Source organism: Bacteroides parvus, from assembly GCF_017309675.2.
GTDB lineage: Bacteria > Bacteroidota > Bacteroidia > Bacteroidales > Bacteroidaceae > Bacteroides > Bacteroides uniformis.
Genome location: NZ_CP084680.1, coordinates 55,038 through 78,220, shown reverse-complemented (window position 1 = coordinate 78,220; position 23,183 = coordinate 55,038). Strand labels below are relative to the sequence as shown.

The 23,183-nt window shown below is 46.7% G+C and carries 17 protein-coding genes; 15 read left to right on the top strand and 2 right to left on the bottom strand.

The features are described from left to right. Positions 1–19: 19 nt before the first annotated feature. From JXR92_RS00320 to JXR92_RS00280, 9 genes are all read left to right on the top strand, one after another. Positions 20–841: an endonuclease/exonuclease/phosphatase family protein gene (locus JXR92_RS00320; protein WP_117600835.1), complete on the top strand. Its 822-nt coding sequence runs from the start codon at positions 20–22 to the stop codon at positions 839–841. 12 nt (positions 842–853) lie between these two features. Continuing rightward, on the top strand, positions 854–1,663 hold the full coding sequence (locus JXR92_RS00315) for a hypothetical protein (protein ID WP_117600836.1): 810 nt from the start codon (positions 854–856) through the stop codon (positions 1,661–1,663). Positions 1,664–1,887: 224 nt separating this feature from the next. After that, on the top strand, positions 1,888–4,818 hold the full coding sequence (locus JXR92_RS00310) for a GH92 family glycosyl hydrolase (protein WP_138344950.1): 2,931 nt from the start codon (positions 1,888–1,890) through the stop codon (positions 4,816–4,818). Positions 4,819–4,835: 17 nt separating this feature from the next. Then, positions 4,836–5,705 carry an endonuclease/exonuclease/phosphatase family protein gene (locus tag JXR92_RS00305; RefSeq protein WP_117600838.1) on the top strand — a complete coding sequence of 290 codons (870 nt, stop codon included), beginning with the start codon at positions 4,836–4,838 and terminating at the stop codon, positions 5,703–5,705. A 122-nt stretch (positions 5,706–5,827) separates the two neighbouring features. Then, entirely contained in the window at positions 5,828–6,970 is a 1,143-nt protein-coding gene (locus JXR92_RS00300) for an alkaline phosphatase (protein WP_138344952.1), read from the top strand. 19 nt (positions 6,971–6,989) lie between these two features. Next, positions 6,990–8,594 (top strand): MGH1-like glycoside hydrolase domain-containing protein, encoded by a 1,605-nt coding sequence (locus JXR92_RS00295; RefSeq protein ID WP_117600840.1) that lies wholly within the window; start codon positions 6,990–6,992, stop codon positions 8,592–8,594. Positions 8,595–8,608: 14 nt separating this feature from the next. Continuing rightward, positions 8,609–10,060: a glycoside hydrolase family 125 protein gene (locus tag JXR92_RS00290; RefSeq protein ID WP_138344954.1), complete on the top strand. Its 1,452-nt coding sequence runs from the start codon at positions 8,609–8,611 to the stop codon at positions 10,058–10,060. Next, positions 10,057–12,378 carry a glycoside hydrolase family 20 protein gene (locus JXR92_RS00285; RefSeq protein WP_117600842.1) on the top strand — a complete coding sequence of 774 codons (2,322 nt, stop codon included), beginning with the start codon at positions 10,057–10,059 and terminating at the stop codon, positions 12,376–12,378. Before JXR92_RS00290 ends, JXR92_RS00285 begins: the two co-directional genes overlap by 4 nt. A 12-nt stretch (positions 12,379–12,390) precedes the next feature. After that, positions 12,391–13,839, top strand: a complete 1,449-nt coding sequence (locus tag JXR92_RS00280) for a PA14 domain-containing metallophosphoesterase (protein ID WP_138344956.1) — start codon at positions 12,391–12,393, stop codon at positions 13,837–13,839. Position 13,840: 1 nt separating this feature from the next. Here JXR92_RS00280 and JXR92_RS00275 read toward each other — a convergent pair whose 3' ends face one another. Beyond that, positions 13,841–15,013, bottom strand: a complete 1,173-nt coding sequence (locus JXR92_RS00275) for an AraC family transcriptional regulator (protein WP_117600844.1) — start codon at positions 15,011–15,013, stop codon at positions 13,841–13,843. Positions 15,014–15,080: 67 nt separating this feature from the next. After that, on the bottom strand, positions 15,081–15,515 hold the full coding sequence (locus JXR92_RS00270) for an acyl-CoA thioesterase (protein ID WP_117600845.1): 435 nt from the start codon (positions 15,513–15,515) through the stop codon (positions 15,081–15,083). An 80-nt stretch (positions 15,516–15,595) separates the two neighbouring features. On the opposite strand from JXR92_RS00270, the gene JXR92_RS00265 reads away from it, so the two are divergent. The 6 genes from JXR92_RS00265 (at position 15,596) to JXR92_RS00240 (ending at position 23,165) form a co-directional block, all read left to right on the top strand. Beyond that, positions 15,596–16,159 (top strand): L-threonylcarbamoyladenylate synthase, encoded by a 564-nt coding sequence (locus tag JXR92_RS00265; protein WP_129643258.1) that lies wholly within the window; start codon positions 15,596–15,598, stop codon positions 16,157–16,159. Between the two features lie 9 nt (positions 16,160–16,168). Then, positions 16,169–17,959 carry a chloride channel protein gene (locus JXR92_RS00260; RefSeq protein WP_138344958.1) on the top strand — a complete coding sequence of 597 codons (1,791 nt, stop codon included), beginning with the start codon at positions 16,169–16,171 and terminating at the stop codon, positions 17,957–17,959. A 99-nt stretch (positions 17,960–18,058) separates the two neighbouring features. Further along, on the top strand, positions 18,059–19,030 hold the full coding sequence (fmt, locus tag JXR92_RS00255) for a methionyl-tRNA formyltransferase (protein WP_138344960.1): 972 nt from the start codon (positions 18,059–18,061) through the stop codon (positions 19,028–19,030). Between the two features lie 265 nt (positions 19,031–19,295). Further along, complete coding sequence (gene rpe, locus JXR92_RS00250; RefSeq protein WP_005830060.1) at positions 19,296–19,946, top strand: ribulose-phosphate 3-epimerase; 651 nt, start codon at positions 19,296–19,298, stop codon at positions 19,944–19,946. Between the two features lie 58 nt (positions 19,947–20,004). After that, positions 20,005–22,041 carry a ComEC/Rec2 family competence protein gene (locus tag JXR92_RS00245; protein WP_138345031.1) on the top strand — a complete coding sequence of 679 codons (2,037 nt, stop codon included), beginning with the start codon at positions 20,005–20,007 and terminating at the stop codon, positions 22,039–22,041. Between the two features lie 86 nt (positions 22,042–22,127). Then, positions 22,128–23,165: a DHH family phosphoesterase gene (locus tag JXR92_RS00240; RefSeq protein ID WP_117600850.1), complete on the top strand. Its 1,038-nt coding sequence runs from the start codon at positions 22,128–22,130 to the stop codon at positions 23,163–23,165. Positions 23,166–23,183: the final 18 nt, after the last annotated feature.

Here is a 23,183-nt window from a genome sequence, read left to right as displayed (position 1 = left end):
GTTTAAATAAATCAATAAAATGAATACGAGATTTTATCCTTATATCATATTGGTGCTCTTCGTGATGGTCTTTGGGGGATTTTTCTCCAAAGCCAAGGCGCAGGACAACCGGTTTAAAGTGATTACTTTCAATGTCTTGTCCTTCGAACAGGAGGATAAATGGGGGGAGCGTAACTCTTTTGATGTGACTCCTTATTCCGACTTCTTGAAAGATGAAAATGCGGACTTTATCATACTCAATGAGGTGGAGAACAGAAGTTCCCGCCAGATGAGAGATGGAAAATATATAGATAAAGTGCAGGAAATTGCCGATAAGTTGGGTATGTTTGCCATCTATGGCTATTCTTATAACCTGAATAACAAGCAGGGACAAAACCCCGAAGAGAACTATACCTATTGCATGAACGAGCTTTATGGTAACGCCATTTTGAGCAGATACCCTATTATCGCTTCTCGTACAATGCAGCTTCCCCGTCCGGCAGGTTCTTCTGACCAGCGTGGTGCCGTGATTGCCGAGGTGGCGTTGCCTTCGGGCGACATCATTGCTGTGGTTGCCACTCACTTCGACCATACCGGAGGACAGCAGGAACAGGCGGAAGCATTGATTGCATTCTTGAACGATACCAAGGTGCCTGCTCTTCTGGCCGGTGACTTGAACGTTTATCCCGGTGCTTCGCCCATAGAGCTTATTGGAACTGAATTTGACCAAATGGGGAACCATTGGGTAGATTATATCTTTGCTTCCAAAGGCGGTTGGAATAAAATTAGTGAAAAGTTTGTGGATGCAGGAAAGCTTTCTGACCATGATCCGGTAATAGTTGAGGTTGAACTTAAAAAGTAATACGATAACGATATGAAAAAGAATATATTATATACATTCGCCGCACTAGGATTCTGCTCAGTACTGGCAGGCTCCTGTATCGCAGAGGACCTTGGAGTGGGCAATATCAAGCAGGAAGAGAACGCTAACTCCGATTGGAACAAAACCAGAAGCGTGGAAGTTCACTTTTTGTCGGCACTGAATGACGCCAACATTGGGGAAACCGATGCGATTGTCAATCATATCAACGCGTTGGGCGAGGATTGTTCCATTGGTGTGATAGACCGTGTGGACGTAAGCGGTGGCAGCAATATGGCCACTCATATCTCTTTTGCCACCAGCCGTTTTCCCGGTTATGCATTGAATAAGGTTGTTAAGAATGGAAATGGCATTGCTACGGAAGGCTCTCTTATCTTGTACAATCACAAGAACAATGCTGAAGAAGGATTCAAGGTGAGTAACGATTGCTTCATCAAGTTTATCAGCATTATGTGCAAGAGTATGGTGAAGGAGAACCAGAAGGACATATTGGTGCCTTTCGCTACGGCACGTTTTAGCTCTAAAGAGCAGATAAATGCTGCAAAATCGGCACTGGGAACCGTTGTGGACAGCAGGCACAATGGTGTGTTGATTGGTACTGTGAAAAGCAATCTTGTGGAGGACTTGAAGAGGGTTGCAGAGTCCATCAGCAACGTAAAGTTTAGCCAAGCTGATATTGCAGCCGGAGAATATGCTATCTTTATGGTTGCAGACAAATCGTGGGTTCTTCGTGAGACTACCACAAATTCAGTGTCCGGCAATGTGAAAGATTATTGTCTGGCCATTGAACCGGGTGTGGAATGATAAAATAGACCTCATTGCCATTGGTCTGATCTGCAAGGGTTGGTGTGCGTGGCATATCGGCTCTTGCAGAATTTTGTTATATGGGAAGGTTTTGTTATCTTTCCTCTGAAGAAAAAATGATTTCTTTATTATGGCGGTGTAAAAAACTCATGCTTTTTATGTACTTTTGTGTCTGTAAGAGTAGGAAAACATCGTAAACAATAACTTGAAAAACATTCATCTCAATGAATTTGAAAGAACTTCTGTATGCCGTTTTGGTCGGTGTAGTGTGTGGGGCTTGTTCGTCCGATGTGAAACAGCCTGTTGATTGCGTAGACCCGTTCATCGGTACCGGCTTCCACGGACATACCTATCCGGGGGCGACTGTGCCTTTCGGGGCAGTGCAACTGAGTCCCGACACGCGTGCCGGAAACTGGGATGCCTGTGCGGGGTACCACTATGACGACAGCACTTTGAAGGGATTTTCGCATACCCACCTTAGCGGCACCGGCTGCATTGACTTGGGCGACGTCCTGTTTCGCCCCACTACACAAAAGCCGGACTTGACGGCCGAAACGCTTTGTCTTCCTGCGGCTTTCAGCCATAAAGAAGAGGAGGCTTCCGCCGGATATTATTCCGTCGTGCTGAAAGAAGAAGGTATAAAGGTGGAACTGACGGCAACCGCCCATGCCGGTGTGCACCGCTACACATTCCCCGCTGGAAAGGAAGCGGCTGTCATCATCGACTTGGCACATCTGCTCGATAACGAACATATCTATGAAGCTACACTGGAACAGACGTCCGACTATGAGATTGCCGGTATGCGCCGCACTAGGGGATGGACGGATAACCAGTATGTCTATTTTGTGGCGCAATTCTCTAAACCTTTTAAGACGGTGGACTTTGTGCAGGAACGGAAACCGGTTGCTACACAGGCAAAATTGACCGGTACCCACTTGCAGGTTTGCTTGGCTTTTGACAACAGCGACGGAGAACCCTTGGTGGCAAAAGTCGGGCTGTCCGTTGTTAGCGAAAAGAATGCACGTGAAAATTTGGAATTCGAAGTGGCGGATTTCGATTTCGATACCGTGCGCAGTGCTGCTCGTACTGCTTGGGAACAGGCGCTCTCTGCCATTGTGGTAGAAGGCGGCAATGCGGACGACAGGAAGATTTTCTATACGGCTTTGTATCATTCGATGGTGGTGCCCAATGTGGTGAGCGATGTGAATGGTGAGTATCGCCGTCACGACATGACGACAGGCAGGATGCCCGAGGGCAGGAAGCATTACTCCACTTTCTCCTTGTGGGACACTTTCCGTGCTTGGAATCCGCTGATGACACTACTCGATGCCGGATTGGTGAATGACATGGTGAACTCTTTCCTGGATATTTATGATGCTTCGGGCGAACTTCCCATCTGGCCTCTTTCTGCCGGAGAGACGGGGACGATGATAGGCTATCACTCCGCTTCTGTCATAGCAGATGCTTATCTGAAAGGCATCCGTGGGTTTGATGCCGAGAAAGCGCTGGAAGCGATGGTAACCTCTGCCGAGAAGAACGAAAAAGGGGCGGACTGCTATGTGCGGAACGGTTTCATCCCCTCGAACATCAAGCGGGAATCTATCTCTTGCCTGCTGGAATTTGCCTACGATGACTGGTGCATAGCCCGCATGGCGCAAGAGATGGAGAAAGAAGATATTTGCAAGACATTCATTGCACGTTCGCAAAACTATGTGAATGTGTTTGATGGGGCTACCAAGTTTTTCCGTCCCAAACGGATGGATGGCAACTGGGAAGCACCGTTCAAGCCGTTGGAGGTGGGACGTGCCTATACGGAGGCCACTGCCTGGCAATATCGTTTCTTTGTGCCGCATGATGTGAACGGCATGATGCAGTTGTTTGGCGGCAAGGATGATTTTGTAGTGGCACTCGATTCCATATTCTCTTCGGACTTGAAGCTGGAAGGGGAACTTTCGGACATCACCGGCTTGATAGGTCAGTATGTGCATGGCAATGAGCCGAGCCATCATATCGCTTATCTGTATGACTATGTCGGTCAGCCTTGGAAAACCCAGGAACTGACACGCCGGTTGCTGCGTGAGATGTATGCACCCACTCCCGAAGGCATCATCGGTAACGAAGATTGCGGGCAGATGTCGGCATGGTATATCCTTTCAAGTCTGGGCTTCTATTCCGTGTGTCCCGGTAGCAATGAATTTGCACTGACCACGCCGCTGTTTGATAAGGCGGTGATAAGGCTGGCCAACGGAAAGACATTGTCTGTGCTTGCCAACAATCCGGAAAAGAATATCTACATAAACAAGGTAGAACTGAATGGAGAAGCCATAGAGGGTAACTTCATTACCTATGAACAGCTGATGGAAGGGGGCGAATTGCGTTTTACGCTGACAGACAAGCCGGACAAGAGCCGTGGAGTTTCGGAAGAGTCGGCGCTTTACTCTTATACTAAGGAGCATGTGGTGTCTGTCCCATACGTTGACAAAGACCTGAATCTGTTTATGGATAAGATAACGGTGGCACTGGCCACGGTAACGGCAGGAGCAGAAGTGAGATATACGCTGGATGGAAGCGAACCTACAGAACTGTCACCGCTCTATGAAAAGCCGCTGGAACTGGACCAGACTACTCCCATAAAGGCAAAAGGATTCAAGGACGGATTCTGCCCAAGCCATACACTCTCCATCATGGCCACCAAGGCTGAGATGAAACCTGCACTTGCAGTCTGTCCTGTGCGGAACGGCACATCCTACAAATATTTCGAGGGTACTTACCGGAAGGTGGCGGATATAGAGAAGAGTCCGTTGCTTGATATCGGTATCATGGCAGAACCTTCCATCAAGGAGGCACGTCAGGAAGACCACTTCGGCTATATCTTCTCCGGCTTGATAGAGGTGCCCGAAGATGGAATCTACACCTTTATGACTCGTTCGGACGATGGCAGCGTATTGTACATTGATGATGAGATGGTGGTGAATAACGATGGTTCGCACGCCGCTATTCCTGCTACGGGGACTGTGGCACTGAAGAAAGGATTCCATGCTTACAAGCTGTATTACTTTGAGGATTACGAAGGAGAAGAGCTGGGTTGGGGCTGGAAACTTCCTTCGGCACAGGAGCTGTCACCTATTCCTGCTTCTGCATTGTATGTGAAATAGTCAAAAAACAGATAACCATGAAGAAAATAGCTTTATTACTTTTCCCGCTTCTGCTCGTATCGTGCGGACAGGAGAAACAGGACAAGCCTGCCGTGCAGGAATCTACTATGAATGTGATGTCTTTCAATATAAGGTATGACAATCCAGAAGACAGCCTGAACAATTGGCGGTACAGGAAAGACCGTGCGGCCAATGCCATCCGCTTTTATGATGCGGACATTGTGGGCATGCAGGAGGTGCTGCACAACCAGTTGCAGGACTTGCAGCAGCGCCTTCCGGATTATGGAGTGATAGGTGTGGGTCGCACAGATGGTAAGGAAAAAGGAGAATATAGCGCGCTCTGGTATAAGAAAGAGCGTTTTGAGGTACTTGATTCCGGCACATTCTGGCTGAGCGAAACGCCCGAAGTGGCAGGTTCCAAAGGTTGGGACGGTGCTTGTGAACGTGTTGCCTCATGGGCGAAATTGAAGGACAAGGTTTCGGACAAGGAGTGCCTGGCCATGAACACGCACTTGGATCATGTGGGCGTTGTGGCACGCCGCGAGGGAATCAGCCTTATCTTGAATAAAGTGAAAGAATTGGGTAACGGGATGCCGGTGGTGCTGACCGGAGACTTTAACTCTACACCGGAGTCGGATGTCATCAAGCATATCACCAACCCGGAAGATCCGGGACATCTGACGGATGCACGCACGGTGTCGCCCGTAGTATATGGACCTGCATGGAGTTTCCACGATTTCGGCAGCATTCCCTACGAACGTCGTTCACTGATAGATTATGTGTTTGTGGGCAACGGATGGAAAGTGCTGAAATATGGTGTGTTGGCCGAGATGGAAAACGGGGCTTTCTTGTCGGACCATGCTCCGGTGCTGGTGACGGTAGAATGAAATGATATGTCGTAATTCACCACAGAGGACACAGAGTTCTACAGAGTTTTTTTGAATTATGAATTAAGAGAAGAATTTGTGTCAATCTGTGTAATTTGTGGTGAAAAATAAAAAATAGAAAGATGAAAAGAATAGCAAAGATAAGTGTATGGGCACTTTTGGCAATCGTGTTGCTGCCCGTTGGAACATCGGCACAAAGCCGTCGTGACAAAGAACAGACCTACGTGTTGGAACAACCGTATGAAGTGACCAAAATAACGCCTCCGCAAGGCAAGAAGGTGAAGAACGTCATCCTAATGATTGGCGACGGAATGAGCTTGATGCACGTTTATTCGGCATGGACCGCAAACAGGGGAAAGCTTTTCCTGGACAACTGCCAGGCGGTGGGTTTGTCTAAGACTTATTGTGCCGACAAGCTGATTACGGACTCCGGTGCCGGAGGAACGGCGATTGCCACCGGACAAAAGACCAATTACCACTATGTGGGAGTGGATACGGAAGGACGACCTTTGAAATCTCTGATTGATTTGGCTTCGGAAAAAGGAAAATCAACGGGTCTGGCAGTGACCTGCCGCCTATGGGATGCTACTCCTGCCGACTTCTGCTGTCACAACAAGGACAGGGATGCAGAAGAGGATGTGGTGACGGGATATGTGGATTGCAAGGCCGACTATGTGTTTGGCGGCGGTGCACAATACTTCGAGAACCGGAAGGACGGACGCAATTTGTTTGAAGAACTGCGTACGAAGGGTTTCCAGACACCCCGCACTTGGGACGAACTGGCGGCTATAGGGAGTGGCAAGGTGTTCGCAGTGCCTTATCCAAAGGATACACCTCTTCCGGCAGAGCGTGGCGACCTCTTGGCGCGTGCATCCTTGAAAGGTATCGAATTACTGAATCAGAACAAGAAAGGGTTCTTCATGATGATAGAGGGCTCGCAGCTGGATGATTACGGACATTTCAACGATCTGGACTTGCTGATGCAGGAAACGCACGACTTTGACCGTACCATCGGAGCTATCTATGAATGGGCTGCTAAGGACGGCGAAACGCTGGTTGTAGTGACGGCCGACCATGAAACCGGAGGACTTACGCTTGTGGACGGCGATTTGAAACAAGGCAAGATTGTCTGCAAGTTTTCCACCGGCAGCCATAGCGGTGTGATGGTGCCTGTATATGCTTTTGGTCCCGGAGCGGAAGAATTTACCGGAATCTATGAGAATACGACCATCTTTGATAAAATAAAGAAGTTGCTTAAATTATAACCAAATAACTCTATTTCCCATGCTGAAACATGTTTTATTGGCAGGTCTGTTGTCGCTCTCGGTGGGTTCGTCGCTCAATGCCCAGAGCTGTGGCAACGATGAGAAGTATCGTCTGCCCTACAAGAATACTTATGTGAAAGAACCGTTGGTCACTGAAAACGAATATCGTGTGGCAAAACCTGAGACGATTGTGCCGAAAAGCTTCGAAGAAGCCCGGCAGATTCTTCCCAATCCCATTTGGGGTGGACATGACAAGGAACTTGAAATGTATTGGAAGGCATGGGAAATAGCTATCGGTAATATTCGTGCTCCTCAAGCAGGCTCGGGTTTTGTCTCAAGCTATTTGGATACAGCTTATAATGGTAATATCTTTATGTGGGATTCCTCTTTCATTCTGATGTTTGCCCGCTATGGTACCCGTTTCTTTCCTTTCCAGAATACGCTGAACAACTTTTACGCCAAGCAGCATCCCGACGGTTTCATTTGCCGTGAAATAAAGGCAGATGGTGCCGATTGCTTTGAACGCTATGATCCGGTGAGTACCGGACCGAATTTGATGCCTTGGTGTGAGATGGTCTATTTCCATCAGTTTGGTGATACAGAACGCCTGCACAAGATATTTCCGGTACTTTGTGCTTATTATAAGTGGTTGAAATTGAACCATACTTGGAGAAATGGAACCTACTGGTCAAGCGGATGGGGAACCGGCATGGATAATATGCCCCGTGTTCCGTCGGAATACAGCCCTATCTACAGTCACGGGCATATGATTTGGTTGGATACAAACCTACAGCAATTATTTACTGCCAATTTACTACTTGAGATGGGCTTTTATCTGGAACGTTGGCAAGAGATAGAAGAGTTTGAAGACGAAGCCAAAATGCTGGGAAAATATATCCATGACAATCTTTGGGATGAAAAGACCGGTTTCCTTTATGACCAATATGCTGACGGTACTCTCTGTACAACCAAGGGAATAGGTGCCTATTGGGCTCTGTTTACTGATGTATTGGATTCTGTACAGTTGGACCGTATGGTGAAGGAATTGGATAATCCTGCCACATTCAACCGGAAACACCGTATTCCTTCTTTGTCTGCCGATAATCCCAAATACAAGGAGAATGGCCGTTATTGGCAGGGTGGCGTATGGCCGGGAACTAATTACATGGTGATGCAGGGACTTGTGCAGAAAGGTTATGGTAAACTGGCACGGGAGATTTGTTTGAATCATTATGCTCAAGTGTTTGAGGTCTATAAGAAGACTGGAACTTTTTGGGAATATTATGCTCCGGAAAGTGCTGAGCCGGGATTTATGGCAAGGGATAATTTTGTAGGTTGGGCAGGACTTCCTCCTATTGCCGAATTGATAGAATTTATTATCGGTATTCGGGGAGATTATGCCAAAAAGCAGATTATCTGGGATATGAATTTGACGGAGACTAACGGCATAGAACGTTATCCTTTTGGTCCCGAAGGGCTTATTTCCTTAAAAGCTGAGGCACGCCGTTCGGCAAGTGATGAACCTCGTATTACAGTAGATTCCAATATCGATTTTGAACTGTGTGTACTCTATGGTGGAAAAGAGAAAAAGATAAATGTGACATCCGGTAAGCATACCTATTAAAGAAGACATCAATCATGAAAAACAATATGTCAAGACGCCAATTTCTGAAGACTGGCGGGCTTGCCTTGGCTGCAATGACCTTTCAGCCCGCTTCCGTGTTATCTTCATCCGGGACTTTGAGCCAGAGATATGTTTCGTTGCGTCCTTCTGCAAGCAAAAGGAGCTTCATTTCGAAGGCAGTAGATGCTGCCATTGAAGAAGCAAAGCCTAAAATAAAGGACGAGAAGTTGCGCTGGATGTTCGAGAACTGTTTTCCCAATACGCTTGACACTACTGTCAGATATAGAGTGAAGAATGGCAGACCGGATACTTTCGTCATTACAGGTGATATAGATGCCATGTGGCTGCGCGACTCTTCAGCGCAAGTATGGCCCTATCTGCCGTTGATGAAGAAAGATAGGGACTTGCAGCTGATGGTGGCAGGACTTGTCAACAGACAGACTGAATGTATCTTGATAGACCCGTATGCCAATGCCTTCAACGACGGGCCGTTGGGCAGCTATTGGGAAACCGACCATACACAACATATGGTTAAGGAACTGCATGAACGCAAATGGGAGATAGATTCTTTGTGCTATCCCATTCGTTTGGCCTATCATTATTGGCAATACACGGAAGACACGTCTGTGTTCGATGAAAATTGGCATAAAGCGATGCTGCTGGTGGTCAAGACCTTTAAAGAGCAACAGAGGAAACAAGGCTTAGGACCTTATAGCTTTACGCGCGATTGCGACCGCCCTACAGATTCGCAGATTAACAACGGATGGGGAGCACCGGTAAAGCCGGTCGGCTTAATCGTTTCTTCTTTCCGTCCGTCAGATGATGCTACACAATACGGTTTTCTGATTCCTTCTAATATGTTTGCAGTTGTGTCATTGCGCCAATTGGCCGAGATAGAGGATAAAGTTTATGGAAACAAGGACTTCTCTGGCAAATGTATAGCACTGGCAGATGAAGTGGATGCAGCTATCCGCAGGTATGGTACTTTCAATCATCCGGTTTGTGGACGTATTTATGCTTTTGAGGTCGACGGTTTTGGTAGCGCGCTTTGTATGGACGATGCCAATGTACCCAGTTTGCTGGCTGCGCCTTATCTGGGTTATTGTTCTTTTAAAGATGCGATTTACCAGAGTACCCGCAAAATGATATGGAGTGACAATAATCCTTATTTCTTTAAAGGAAAAGCCGGCGAAGGGGTAGGAGGTCCTCATGTGGGATTGAATTATATCTGGCCGATGAGCATCATTATGAAGGCTTTTACAACGGATGATTCCGAAGAAATACGTGCTTGTCTGAAGCAACTTCGTGATACGGACGGAGGGACGGGCTTTATGCATGAGTCTTTCCATTCGGAGGATGCCGCGGACTTTACTCGTTCCTGGTTTGCCTGGACAAATACTTTGTTCGGTGAACTGATATTGAAGACAATCAAGGAATATCCCAACTTATTATCCCAAATACTATGAAGATAAGATATTGGTTACTGGCTATGTCATTCATTTTTCTCTCTTGTGGGAGAGTGGCTGATGATGTAGCGGCAAACTATGGTATTATACCCATGCCGAATGAACTTGCTCCAATGCAGGGAGTGTATGTCCTGCAAGGGGAAAAAACAGTGGCTGTCCCTTCCGGGGAAGCCGCGATGAAAGTTTTTCATTATTTGGAGGATGCGTTGAAAAACACTTCTGTAACGCTGAAGGGTATTTCGGAAACGGGAAAGGCCGATATTTGCTTATCTATAGATAATTCCTTGCCCAATGAGGCCTATACATTGGAGGTTTCTTCCGATAGGATAAATATATCTTCCAATGAAACTGCCGCAGGATTTTTTTATGGTGTCCAGTCTTTGCTGCAGCTCATGCCGGCAGCCATTTATGATGGTGACCGGAAATACGAAGGAAAGATTAGGATTCCTGCTGTCAGCATTACGGATGCTCCCCGTTTCCCTCATCGTGGGGCTATGATGGATGTAGGACGTAATTTTCTGCCCAAAGAGGAAGTGCTGAAGTTTCTTGATTTGATGGCATTCTATAAATTGAATAAATTCCATTTTCATCTGACAGATGACCAAGGATGGAGAATAGAAATAAAGAAATACCCGAAACTGACTGAAATAGGTTCTTATCGTAAACAGACTCAGATAGGACACTCTGATTATTATTTTCCACGGCGTTACGATGGAAAAGAAAAGAGAGGTTATTATACGCAGGAAGAAATAAAGGAAATTGTGAAGTATGCATCCGACCGTTTCATTACGGTCATTCCCGAAATAGAAATGCCGGGGCATGCATCCGCAGCACTGGCTTCCTATCCGGAACTTTCTTGCGGATTGGGAAAGACTTATGTGGTGCGTGATTATTTTGATGTTTTTGATGAGGTCTATTGTTCCAAAGAGCATACATTTGAATTCTTACAAAATGTGCTGACCGAAGTTATGGAACTCTTCCCCAGCCATTATATCCACATTGGTGGAGATGAGTGTCCCAAGAAAGCATGGAAGAAGTGTGCCCATTGCCAGCATTTGATGAAGCGGGAAGGTCTGCCCAACGAAGAAGCTCTGCAAAGTTGGTTTATCCATCGGATTGAGCAATTTGTGAACAGTAAAGGGCGTGACATCATCGGGTGGGATGAGATTCTGGAAGGAGGGCTTGCCCCTAATGCTACCGTCATGTCATGGCGTGGCGAGAAAGGAGGTATCGAAGCGGCTCGCCAACGGCATAAAGTCATTATGACACCCGGCAAAAAGTGTTATTTGGATTACTACCAGGAAAGTCCGGAATTCGCTCCGTTGGCTATCGGCGGTTTCCTTCCATTGGATACGGTGTACAATTATAACCCGCTTCCTGCAGAACTGACTCCGGAAGAACAAGCTTATATAATAGGTGTACAAGCCAATATCTGGGGAGAGTACATACAGACTCCTGAGTATTTTGAATATATGGCTTTCCCCCGTTTGCTGGCTATGTCAGAGGTGCAATGGACACAGCCGGAACATAAGGACTTCGAGTCGTTTGCCCGTAGGCTGGATAAGGAGTTTGAACGATTGGATTATTGCGGAGTGAATGCTTGCCGCAACTTCTATGAAGTCAATCAGACTGGTGCGTGGAACAAGTCGCAGCAGACTTATGAGGTGACTTTGAACACCTTCTGTCCGGATGCCGATATTTACTATGCCGTAAATGATTCAACGGTCAACACTTCATCTTCCCTTTATGGGACTCCGATACCGTTGGACGAGGATGCAACTGTTTATTCGGCAGTTTACAGAGACGGTAAGCCGCTAGGGAAAGTGACCCGCAAGAGTTTTGCTGTAAACAAGGCAACCGGATGTGACTATACTTGTAATCCTGAAGCAGGATGGGAGCACTTGAATAAAGGCTTCGGACTAACTGATGGACGATGTGGCTATGCCCGCGACATGCGTCGCTGGATTAGCTTCTACCAGGATACTGTACAGATTGTAGTGGAACTGAAGAAACCTCAAAAAGTCAAGGAAGTTGCCTTTTCTTCTTTATGGAGGCCGGTAAATGGGATATGGCCGGCAAGAGCGATGGGTGTCTCTGTTTCAATGGATGGTCAGACTTTTATTCCGGTGGGCACTAAACGGCTGACTTATGATTTTACCTTGACGGAAGGTACCCGCTTCCCGGTATCTCTTTCATTTGCCGAAACGGAAGCTGCATTTGTCCGCTTGGAATTATTGAGTGGTGGCTTGTGCCCGAAAGGATATTTTCATGAAGGGTTGCAGAGTGAGTTGGCAATAGATGAAATAGAAATATATTAATCTCAAGAAATTATGAAGAAAATAGCTGTTTTTTTAATTGTACTATTGGGCTGTATGTCGGTAACGGCTTTTGCGCAGAAGCAATTCTTTTTTAAGAATGGCAAGTTTGTAGTAGCACAATTTACAGATTTGCACTGGATGCCGGGTTCTGCAAAGTGTGCCGAAACGGCAGCTACTATCCGTGCTGTCCTGGCAGCCGAACATCCGGACATTGCTATACTGAGTGGGGATGTGGTGACCGATGACCCTGCTATGGATGGATGGAAAAGTGTAGTGGATATTTTCAATGAAGCTAAGATGCCTTTTGTGGTGATGATGGGAAACCATGATGCAGAATATTTGACGCGCAATGAAATCTATGATTTCCTCTTGAAGTCTCCCTACTATGTGGGGGCAAAAGGCCCTGAAGATATTATGGGATGTGGTAATTGTGTGATTTCTATTTATAGTCCGGAGAAGAAGGACCAGGTAGAGGCATTGCTCTATTGCATGGATTCCAACGACTATCAGCCTAATAAAATCTATGGTGCTTACGACTGGATTCATTTCGACCAAATAGAATGGTACAGAAAGCAAAGTAAACACTTTGCGGAGAAGAACGGTGGTAATCCCGTTCCTGCTTTGGCCTTTTTCCATATTCCGCTGATTGAATACAACGAAATCAGAGGTGACGGGAAAACTTATGGCAATGATAAAGAAGGTGGAGTTGCCTCCGCTAACATCAATTCCGGTATGTTTGCTTCCTTCCTTGACATGAGGGATGTAATGGGAGTATTTGTAGGGCATGACCATGATAACGATTTTATAGGAATAGATAAAGGTGTTGCATTGGGATACGGACGGGTGACCGGTGCGGATGCGTATGGAGAGTTGACGAGAGGAGCCCGTATCATTGAACTGTACGAAGACCAATTCAAATTTGACACATGGATTTCCACTCCTTCGGGAAGGGAGGCTGCCTACTATTACCCTTCAGGTCTGAATTCGGATGAGGAGCAGAGTATGGCTTATTTGCCGGCTACGGGAACTTCTTCCAAGAAGCAGGGTGTGGCATATACCTATTATGAAGGCAAATGTAAACGTGTTGCCGATATTGCCGCCTGTAATAAAGTGAAGGAAGGGGTGATGAAGAATTTCTCGATTGAAGAAGCAGCCGTCCCTGATCATTTTGCTTATGATTTCCGTACGTTGGTGAAAATTCCAGAAAGGGGAGTATACCGTTTCTATACTTTTTCCGATGATGGTTCTAAACTATACATAGACGGTAAATTGATTGTTGATAACGACGGCGGACACAGCGGACGCCGTTCCGAAGGGAAAGTCGCTCTCGAAGCAGGGTACCACGAGTTGCACCTGCTGTATTTCGAAGATTACATGGGCCAGGAATTGGAAGTCGGGTATTCGGGGCGGAATGTTCTGGAAACCGTGTTACCTGATACCATGTTGTTTGTACCAGATTAAATCAGTGCTGGTAACTCTTTGTCTGGTACTCTTTCCGATATTCATTGGGAGAAACTTTCTTCAAAGCTTTAAATTGGCGGGACAAGTTCTTCAGGTTATTTATTCCGACTTGTTCCGCCACATCTGCAATCGGAGCATCACTGGTCAACAGCAATTGGGCAAAGCGTTCCATCCTAAGGTTGAAGATATATTTGTGGATGGACTGCTGAGTGACTTGCTTGAAACGAATCTCCAATAAACGGCGTGATAATGGTACTTGTTTCACTATATCCGATACAGTGATATCAGCCGCTATATTCTGATGGATATATTTCAGAGCGGTTTGGATATGGGCATCGGTGGTAGAATAGAAGTCGGTCGAAAGCCGGTTAATTATATTAACCGGTTGGAGGACTACGTCCTGATAAGTGGCCTCCTCGTCATTCAATAGATGTTCTATGAGGGCGGCAGCCTCAAATCCGCCTCTTACAATGTTTTGGCTGATGCTGGACAGGGGAGGGTCTGAAAGGTTGCATATAATCTCATCATTGTCGACTCCTAATATTGCTATCTTGTCGGGCACTCTGATATTGTTGACTTTACAGATTTCCGTAATGCGGTTACCTTGATTGTCATCGCAAGCCATGAGTGCCGTAGGTTGCGGCAATGACTTTAACCAATTGAGCAGAGGTGGTGCCTCATAAAACCATAAGTCATCAAGTGATTGATCTTGATAAGAATAGAAATTGTTTCCAAACCCTTGGGATACTATGCACTCATAGAAACCCTCGCAACGTTCTTGTGACCATACCGTATCGCGATAACCGTAGAATGCGAAGTTCTGAAAGCCTTTACTCAGAAAAAACTCTGCTGCCATTCTGCCGGTCTTGCGGTAATCGCCGGTGATGTTTGGAATATTGCTGAACCTTGATTTGTAATCCTGGGCCAACGCGATAATCCCGTTTTCACGGAATAGCTCCACATTGTCATCATTGTCAAATCTGCCGATGATTGCATCTGCATGCCATGTCTTTGCCCATTTCAAGACTCCTTCTATACCATGACTGTTTTTGTAGGAGGGTGGCATACGGCATACTACCCATGGTTCATGGCTTTTGGAATAGGCCAATACCCCCTTTAGCAGATTGTACGAAAAGGACTCTGTAAAATCGGTCAATAATATCAATCGAATCATAGCAGTTGACTAAATGTAACAGATTGTTACTTATACAAATGTTAGCTTAATTGACAAATATAGGATTTTATTTCTTTTTCTTCAAATCTTTTCCCTCATATTTGCAGATTGCTTCAATCCACTCTTCTTCCAGTGGTTTGGATTCGTGTTTGGCGAGGTCGAAGGCTACCATGACGGAAGTACAAACGCATTTTACTTCTTGGGTTTCCGTATCGATGACACGCTGTGCCAGATGGAAACTCTTGGTTCCTATTTCAGTAACGGCAGTTTGCACGGCAATATGGTCCGAACCATAAATCTGCGCAAGGAAATTTGCTTCAATATGGACGACAACGATGCCATCCTTTTCCCAATCTACATCCGGGCATACGGAAGCGAAATATTCCGTTTTTCCTAAATCATAAAAAGAAAAGTAAACAGTGTTGTTTACATGGCCGAATTTGTCGACGTCATTGAAGCGTAGTTGTATGGGCAGGGTGTGGTTAAATTGAATTTCTTCCATTGTTTTCTCTTAAACTTTATTTATAATCGCTGCAAAAATACTATTTTTGCATGTTAATCCGTGAACTTATATATCAAGAAATGATAGAAGACATTAAAAAAGCCTGCCAGGTGATGAGCGAAGGCGGGGTAATTTTGTATCCGACAGATACGATTTGGGGCATAGGTTGTGACGCTACCAATGAAGAAGCGGTGCGCCGTGTATATGAAATCAAGCGACGCTCTGACAGTAAGGCGATGCTGGTATTGGTAGATTCCCTGGTAAAGGTGGATTTCTATGTGCAGGATGTTCCAGAGGTTGCCTGGGATTTGATAGAACTGGCTGACAAGCCTCTTACCATAATTTATTCCGGAGCGCGTAATCTGGCTCCTAATTTGCTTGCCGAAGATGGTAGTGTGGGTATCCGCGTCACCAGTGAGGCATTTTCAAAGCGGCTTTGCCAGCAGTTCCGTAAGGCGATAGTCTCTACTTCTGCCAATGTCAGCGGGCAACCGTCTCCCGGCAACTTCAGTGAAATAAGTGAAGACATCAAGTCTGCGGTAGATTATATAGTAGGATACCGCCAAGAGGAAACGGGACGCCCGAAACCGTCCAGCATCATTAAGTTGGGCAAGGGCGGAGTCATCAAGATTATTCGCGAATAAAAGGAAAAAATGGCAGAGGATAAGAGGAGTTTGTTGCAGCGCTTCATCATTTGGCGCGAAAAGAATATCAAGGAGAAGCAATTCATACTGATTCTCAGTTTTCTTGTGGGTATTTTTACGGCGTTCGCCGCACTGATACTGAAAGGCATCATACACTGGATACAGAACTTCCTGACGGACAATTTCAATGCGACGGAGGCCAACTATCTTTATCTGGTTTATCCGGTAGTGGGTATCTTCCTGACCGGATTGTTTGTCCGTTACGTGGTGAAGGACGACATCAGTCATGGTGTTACGAAAATCTTGTATGCCATCTCGCGGCGACAGGGACGTATCAAACGACATAACACTTGGTCGTCCATCATAGCCAGTTCCATTACCATCGGTTTCGGTGGTTCGGTCGGGGCGGAGGCGCCTATTGTGTTGACGGGTTCGGCTATCGGTTCTAATCTGGGAAATATATTCAAGATGGAGCATCGTACGCTGATGCTGTTGGTGGGATGTGGTGCTGCTGGTGCGGTTGCAGGCATTTTCAAGGCACCAATTGCCGGTCTGGTATTTACGCTGGAGGTACTGATGATAGATTTGACAATGTCTTCCTTGTTGCCGTTGCTGATATCTGCGGTGACGGCTGCAACTGTTTCCTATATCGTGACGGGTACGGACGCCATGTTCAAATTCCATCTGGACCAAGCTTTCGAATTGGAGCGTATTCCGTATGTCATTATGTTGGGCATCTTCTGTGGATTGGTTTCCCTTTATTTCACCCGCGCCATGAACTCTGTGGAAGGCGTGTTCGGAAGGTTGAGAACTCCCTATAAGAAGCTGATAATGGGCGGTGCCATGCTGAGTATCCTGATATTCCTTTTCCCACCGTTGTATGGCGAAGGTTACGATACGATAGAATTATTGCTGAATGGAGTGAGTAATGCCGAATGGGACACGGTGATGAATAATTCCTTCTTCTACGGGCACGGAAATCTGTTGCTGATATACCTCATACTGATTATTCTGTTCAAGGTTTTTGCCTCGAGTGCCACGAATGGCGGTGGCGGTTGCGGCGGTATCTTCGCACCTTCATTGTATTTGGGGTGTATTGCCGGTTTTGTCTTTTCACATTTCAGCAATGAAATAGAGATGACGGCTTATCTGCCCGAAAAGAATTTTGCCTTACTGGGAATGGCGGGGGTTATGAGTGGGGTCATGCATGCTCCGCTGACCGGCGTGTTTCTCATTGCCGAACTTACGGGAGGATACGACTTGTTCCTGCCGCTGATGATTGTTTCCGTCAGCTCCTATCTTACCATTATCATGTTCGAACCTCACAGTATTTACTCCATGCGTTTGGCAAAGAAAGGAGAGTTGCTGACGCACCATAAGGACAAGGCCATCCTTACCCTGATGAAGATGGAGAATGTGGTGGAAAAGGATTTTGTGACCGTGCATCCCGAAATGGATTTGGGTGAACTGGTAAAGGCCATTTCTGCTTCGCATCGTAATGTCTTTCCCGTGGCCGATAAGGAAGGAGTACTGATTGGCATTGTTTTGTTGGACGATATCCGGAACATTATGTTCCGTCAGGAGTTATATCATCGCTTTACAGTGGGAAAACTGATGACTTCGGCTCCGGCACGTCTGTATGATACGGACAGTATGGAGCAGGTGATGCGTACCTTTGATGATACGAAGGCGTGGAATCTGCCGGTGGTGGATGCGGAAAACAAATACTTGGGATTCGTGTCCAAGTCGAAGATATTCAACTCGTATCGTGAAGTGTTGGTACATTTTTCAGAGGACTGAGGACATGTACAATTTACCATTTACAATGTACAATTTGCCATTCGGAGTGCTGTGTACATTGTACATGGTAAATAGTAAATGGAGTAAATTGTAAATGAAATGGTGGAAAAGAAGAATTTGAGGATTGTATATATGGGTACTCCCGATTTTGCGGTGGAGGCTCTTCGTTGTCTGGTAGAAGGAGGTTACAATGTGGTGGGTGTCATTACGATGCCGGACAAGCCTGCCGGACGGGGGCATAAGCTCCAATTCTCTCCGGTGAAACAGTATGCACTGGAACATAATCTTCCGCTTCTTCAGCCGGAGAAGTTGAAGGATGAGGTTTTTGTGGAGGCGTTGCGTGCATGGAAGGCCGATTTGCAGATAGTCGTTGCTTTCCGCATGTTGCCGGAGGTAGTATGGAACATGCCGCGATTGGGCACCTTCAACCTGCATGCTTCCCTGCTTCCGCAGTATCGCGGCGCAGCCCCCATCAACTGGGCGGTGATTAATGGTGATACGGAAACGGGCATCACCACTTTCTTCCTGAAACATGAGATTGATACCGGTGAGGTTATTCAGCAGGTACGGATACCCATTGCCGATACGGACAATGTGGGTATCGTTCACGACAAACTGATGCTGTTGGGCGGTCGCCTGGTGGTAGAGACTGTTGATGCCATTCTTGCCGGTACGGTGAAAAGTATTCCTCAAGAAGAAATGGCCGTAGTGGGTGAACTGCGTCCGGCACCGAAAATCTTCAAAGATACTTGTCGTATTGACTGGAACCGTCCGGTGAAGCGTATTTACGATTTTGTACGCGGCCTTTCTCCCTATCCTGCCGCTTGGACGGAGTTGGTCCAGTCCAGTGGAGAATCTATTGTAGTAAAAATCTTCGAGACGGAGAAGATAGGGGAATCCCATCAACTGGCTCCCGGAACCTTGCAGACAGACGGGAAAAACTATATCCGCGTTGCTGCCGAAGATGGCTTTGTCGGCATCCGCTCCCTCCAGCTTCCGGGCAAGAAGAGACTGAAGACGGATGAACTGCTGCGCGGCTTCCGGTTGACGGAAGAATGTGTGATGAAATAACTGATTGTCATTCATCAACTTCCTACTGCAAAACTACTGCATTTGTTTTGCAGCGTCACTGCAAACCGCTTTGCAGTGTTGCTGCAACTAATATGCAGTGTGACTGCAACTGCTTTGCAGTAGCACTGCAACACGTTTGCAGTGACGCTGCAAAAGGTATGCAGTAAGTTTGCAGTGAGAGTTTTGACTTCCAATGTTAGGCCGACTTAAATCTTTTATCTATATTTGTACATCACAAAGTTCGTAAACTTTAGAATACAGCATTATGAAACCAATCATATCCCCTTCTATTCTCTCTGCCGATTTCGGTTATCTGGCACGGGACATTGAAATGATTAACGAAAGTGAGGCAGAGTGGGTACATATCGACATCATGGACGGTGTGTTTGTCCCCAATATTTCTTTCGGATTCCCGGTACTGAAGTATGTGGCAAAACTGTCGCAGAAACCTTTGGATGTGCATCTGATGATTGTACAGCCGGAGAAGTTTATTCCGGAGGTGAAGGCTCTGGGAGCCCATGTCATGAATGTGCATTATGAGGCTTGTCCGCATCTGCACCGCGTGGTGCAGCAAATTCGCGAAGCAGGGATGCAGCCGGCAGTAACGATTAATCCGGCAACTCCCGTGTCCTTGTTGAAGGATATTATTAATGATGTATACATGGTGCTGATCATGAGCGTAAATCCTGGCTTCGGCGGACAAAAGTTCATAGAGCATTCTCTTGATAAAGTGCGCGAGTTGCGTGAATTGATTACGGTTACTGGTTCGCAGGCCTTGATAGAAGTGGATGGTGGCGTAAACTTGGAAACCGGTTCGCGTCTGGTAGAAGCTGGAGCAGATGTACTGGTGGCAGGCAATGCCGTTTTCTCAGCTCCCGATCCGAAGGAGGCCATCCGTGCATTAAGGAATCTGTAATCCGTCTTCTGGATTGATAATCGACAGCTGGCAACGGCATCCTTTCCTTCGACTGTTGATGCCGTTGGTAGTTGGTATTTTGTGTGGAGATGCGTTTCCACACGTGCTTTCTGCATGGGAGTATGTGGCAGGTTTTCTGCTTTTTCTTTTTATCATAGGCAGATACAAGCATACCGGATGGGTGTATGGAGCGGCGGTATACCTTTTCTTGGGTGGTACGGGGCTCTGCTTGATGAGTTGGCAGCAGGGAAAGACGGCATTTCCCTTTTCGGGCAAACCTGCTGTTTATAGGGTTTGTATCCGCGAGCATCCCGAAGAGAGGGAGCGCAGCATATTGTGCAGGGTTGTCCTGCTGGGAGAGGTAGAGCAGGATGCAGTTACGGGTTGCCCCCGGAATCATCTTTTTCTGGCTTATTTTCCGAAAGATTCTGCTACGGCCACTTTGCGCAGTGGTGATGAGTTGCTGGTATCTACCCGGCTTGTTCCTCCGGCAAACAATGATAATCCCGACGAGTTTGACTATGCTCGCTACCTGAGGCGGAAAGGCTATAGCGGCACGGCCTACGTGGCTGACGGACATTGGCGGAAGACGGGGCATAATGCCTCTCGCACTGTCAGCCAGGTGGCACTGGATTATAGGGCGAAAGTGGTTGGCTTATACCGGAGTTTGGGCTTTGAAGCTGATGAATTGGCAGTGCTTTCTGCGTTGACGGTGGGGGATAAAGAGGAACTGAGTGATGATATTGTGGAGACCTACTCCGTTTCGGGAGCCAGCCATGTACTGGCACTTTCGGGGTTGCACATAGGTTTTCTGTATGCTTTGCTCTTGTTTGTGCTTCGTCCTTTGTGGAGGCGATGGCGGCGGTTGAAACCTTTGTTGCTTTTGCTTCTGGTCCTTTTCTTGGTGAGTTTTGCTTTTTTCACGGGATTGTCCTCCTCGGTGGTGCGGTCGGTTGTCATGTTCTCTTTGTTGGCGTTTGCCGGTTTGCAGCCGGAAAAGCCGCTGACTCTGAATACGCTGGCGGCAACTGCTTTCCTGATGCTGCTGTGCAAGCCGGCCTGGTTGTTTGATGTCGGTTTTCAGTTGTCATTCTCGGCGGTTACAGCTATTGTACTTGTACAGCCTAAGTTGTATGCCCTTTGGAAGGTTGACAATTGTTTCCTGCGATATTTGTGGGGACTTATGACAGTGTCTGTGGCAGCTCAGCTGGGTACGGCCCCTTTGGTCATTGTCTATTTCTCCCGTTTTTCCACTCATTTTCTGTTGACTAATCTTTGGGTAATTCCCATGGTGTCACTCGTTCTGTATTCGGCGGTCTTTCTGTTGATGCTTACGCCGCTGCCTTTTGTACAACATCTGTTTGCAAGGGTAGTAGAGGCATTGGTACATGTCCAGAATGAAGTGCTTCGCTGGATAGAGCATCTTCCCGGCGCTGCTGTCGATAATATTTGGTTGGATATATGGGGCGTTCTGCTCGTCTATCTGTTCTTGGGGATGGCATATTATGGCTTTCTACGCCTTACGGTACGTAGAGTCTGCTTTGCGTTGCTGGCATTGTTGGCAGTGGTTTCCTGGCATTCCCTTTCCATCATGTCCAATGCTCCCCGGCAGGGGATTGCTTTTTATAGCGTGAGAGGTTGTCCCGTTGTCCATTGTATGGCAGACAACCGTCATTCTTGGTTGGCATGTACCGATAGCTTGCCGGATATGCCGCGTTTGTGCCGTGCCCTTTCTCCGCATTGGAACCGCCTGCATCTGGAGACTCCCCGACTGGTTACCGGAGATTATATAACTCCCGGCTTATCCATGCGCAACCAGATTGTCTCTTATGCCGGTAAGTGCATCTGTCTTCTTTCCGACAACCGTTGGAGAAACAAGAACTCTTCCCGTCCCCTTTTAGTTGATTATCTGTATGTCTCCAAGGGGTATCAAGGTGGGATAGAGGAACTTACTTCGCTCTTTTCCATAGGGATGGTGGTACTTGACGCTTCTCTTTCAGACTATTATCAGAATAAGATTGCCAATAATTGCGTTCGCTTAGGTATTCCCTATCTTCTTCTTTCTCAAAAAGGTTCTTACCGCATATTGTTATAAATCACAAACTTTTCGTACTTTTGCCCCTTCAATTTGTTATAAACGCCAAATAGTAAATAGTCAATCGTCAAATAGTAAATAAAAATATGTTGACCAAAGTAATAGAACAATCCAAGATAGACCATTTCACCAAATGGTTTGACCGTGCAGACAAGATAGTAATCGTTTCACATGTAGGTCCCGACGGGGACGCCATCGGCTCTTCTCTGGGCTTGTGGCACTTCTTCAGTTCGCAGGGAAAGACGGCGAATGTTATTGTGCCGAACGCTTTCCCCGACTTCTTGAAATGGATGCCCGGGAGCAAGGACATCCTTCTGTACGACCGCTACAAGGAGTTTGCCGACAAGCTGATTGCCGAGGCGGATGTCATTTGTTGTCTGGATTTTAATGCTATCCATCGTATAGATGCCATGGGTGACGCTGTTCTTGCATCCCCGGCAAGAAAAATACTGATAGACCATCATCTCCATCCAGAGGATTTCTGCAAGATTATCATCTCCCATCCGGAGATATCTTCCACTTCGGAACTGGTTTTCCGCCTGATTTGCCGTATGGGCTATTTCAGTGACATTTCAAGGGAAGGTGCGGAATGTATCTATACGGGCATGATGACCGATACCGGCGGGTTCACCTATAATTCCAATAATCGGGAAATCTATTTCATCATCAGCGAACTGTTGTCGAAAGGTATTGATAAGGACGAGATTTACCGCAGAGTGTTCAATACTTATTCAGAAAGCCGTCTGCGCCTGATGGGATATGTCTTGTCACAAATGAAGGTCTATCCGGACTATCATGCAGCCTTAATTTCCTTGACTAAAGCCGAACAAAGCCAATTTGACTATGTGCGTGGAGATAGTGAAGGGTTTGTGAACATTCCTTTGAGCATCAAAGGGGTGATTTTCTCTTGTTTCCTGCGTGAAGATACGGAGAAGCCGATGATAAAGATTTCTTTACGTTCGGTCGGTACGTTCCCTTGCAATCAGCTGGCTGCCGAGTTCTTTGGCGGCGGTGGTCATTTGAATGCTTCCGGCGGTGAATTTTATGGAACGATGGATGAGGCCCGCAAGGTCTTTGAGCAGGCTTTGGAGAAATACAAACCGCTGCTGAATGCCAAAGGATAAAAAAAGTTCAGTTGTAAA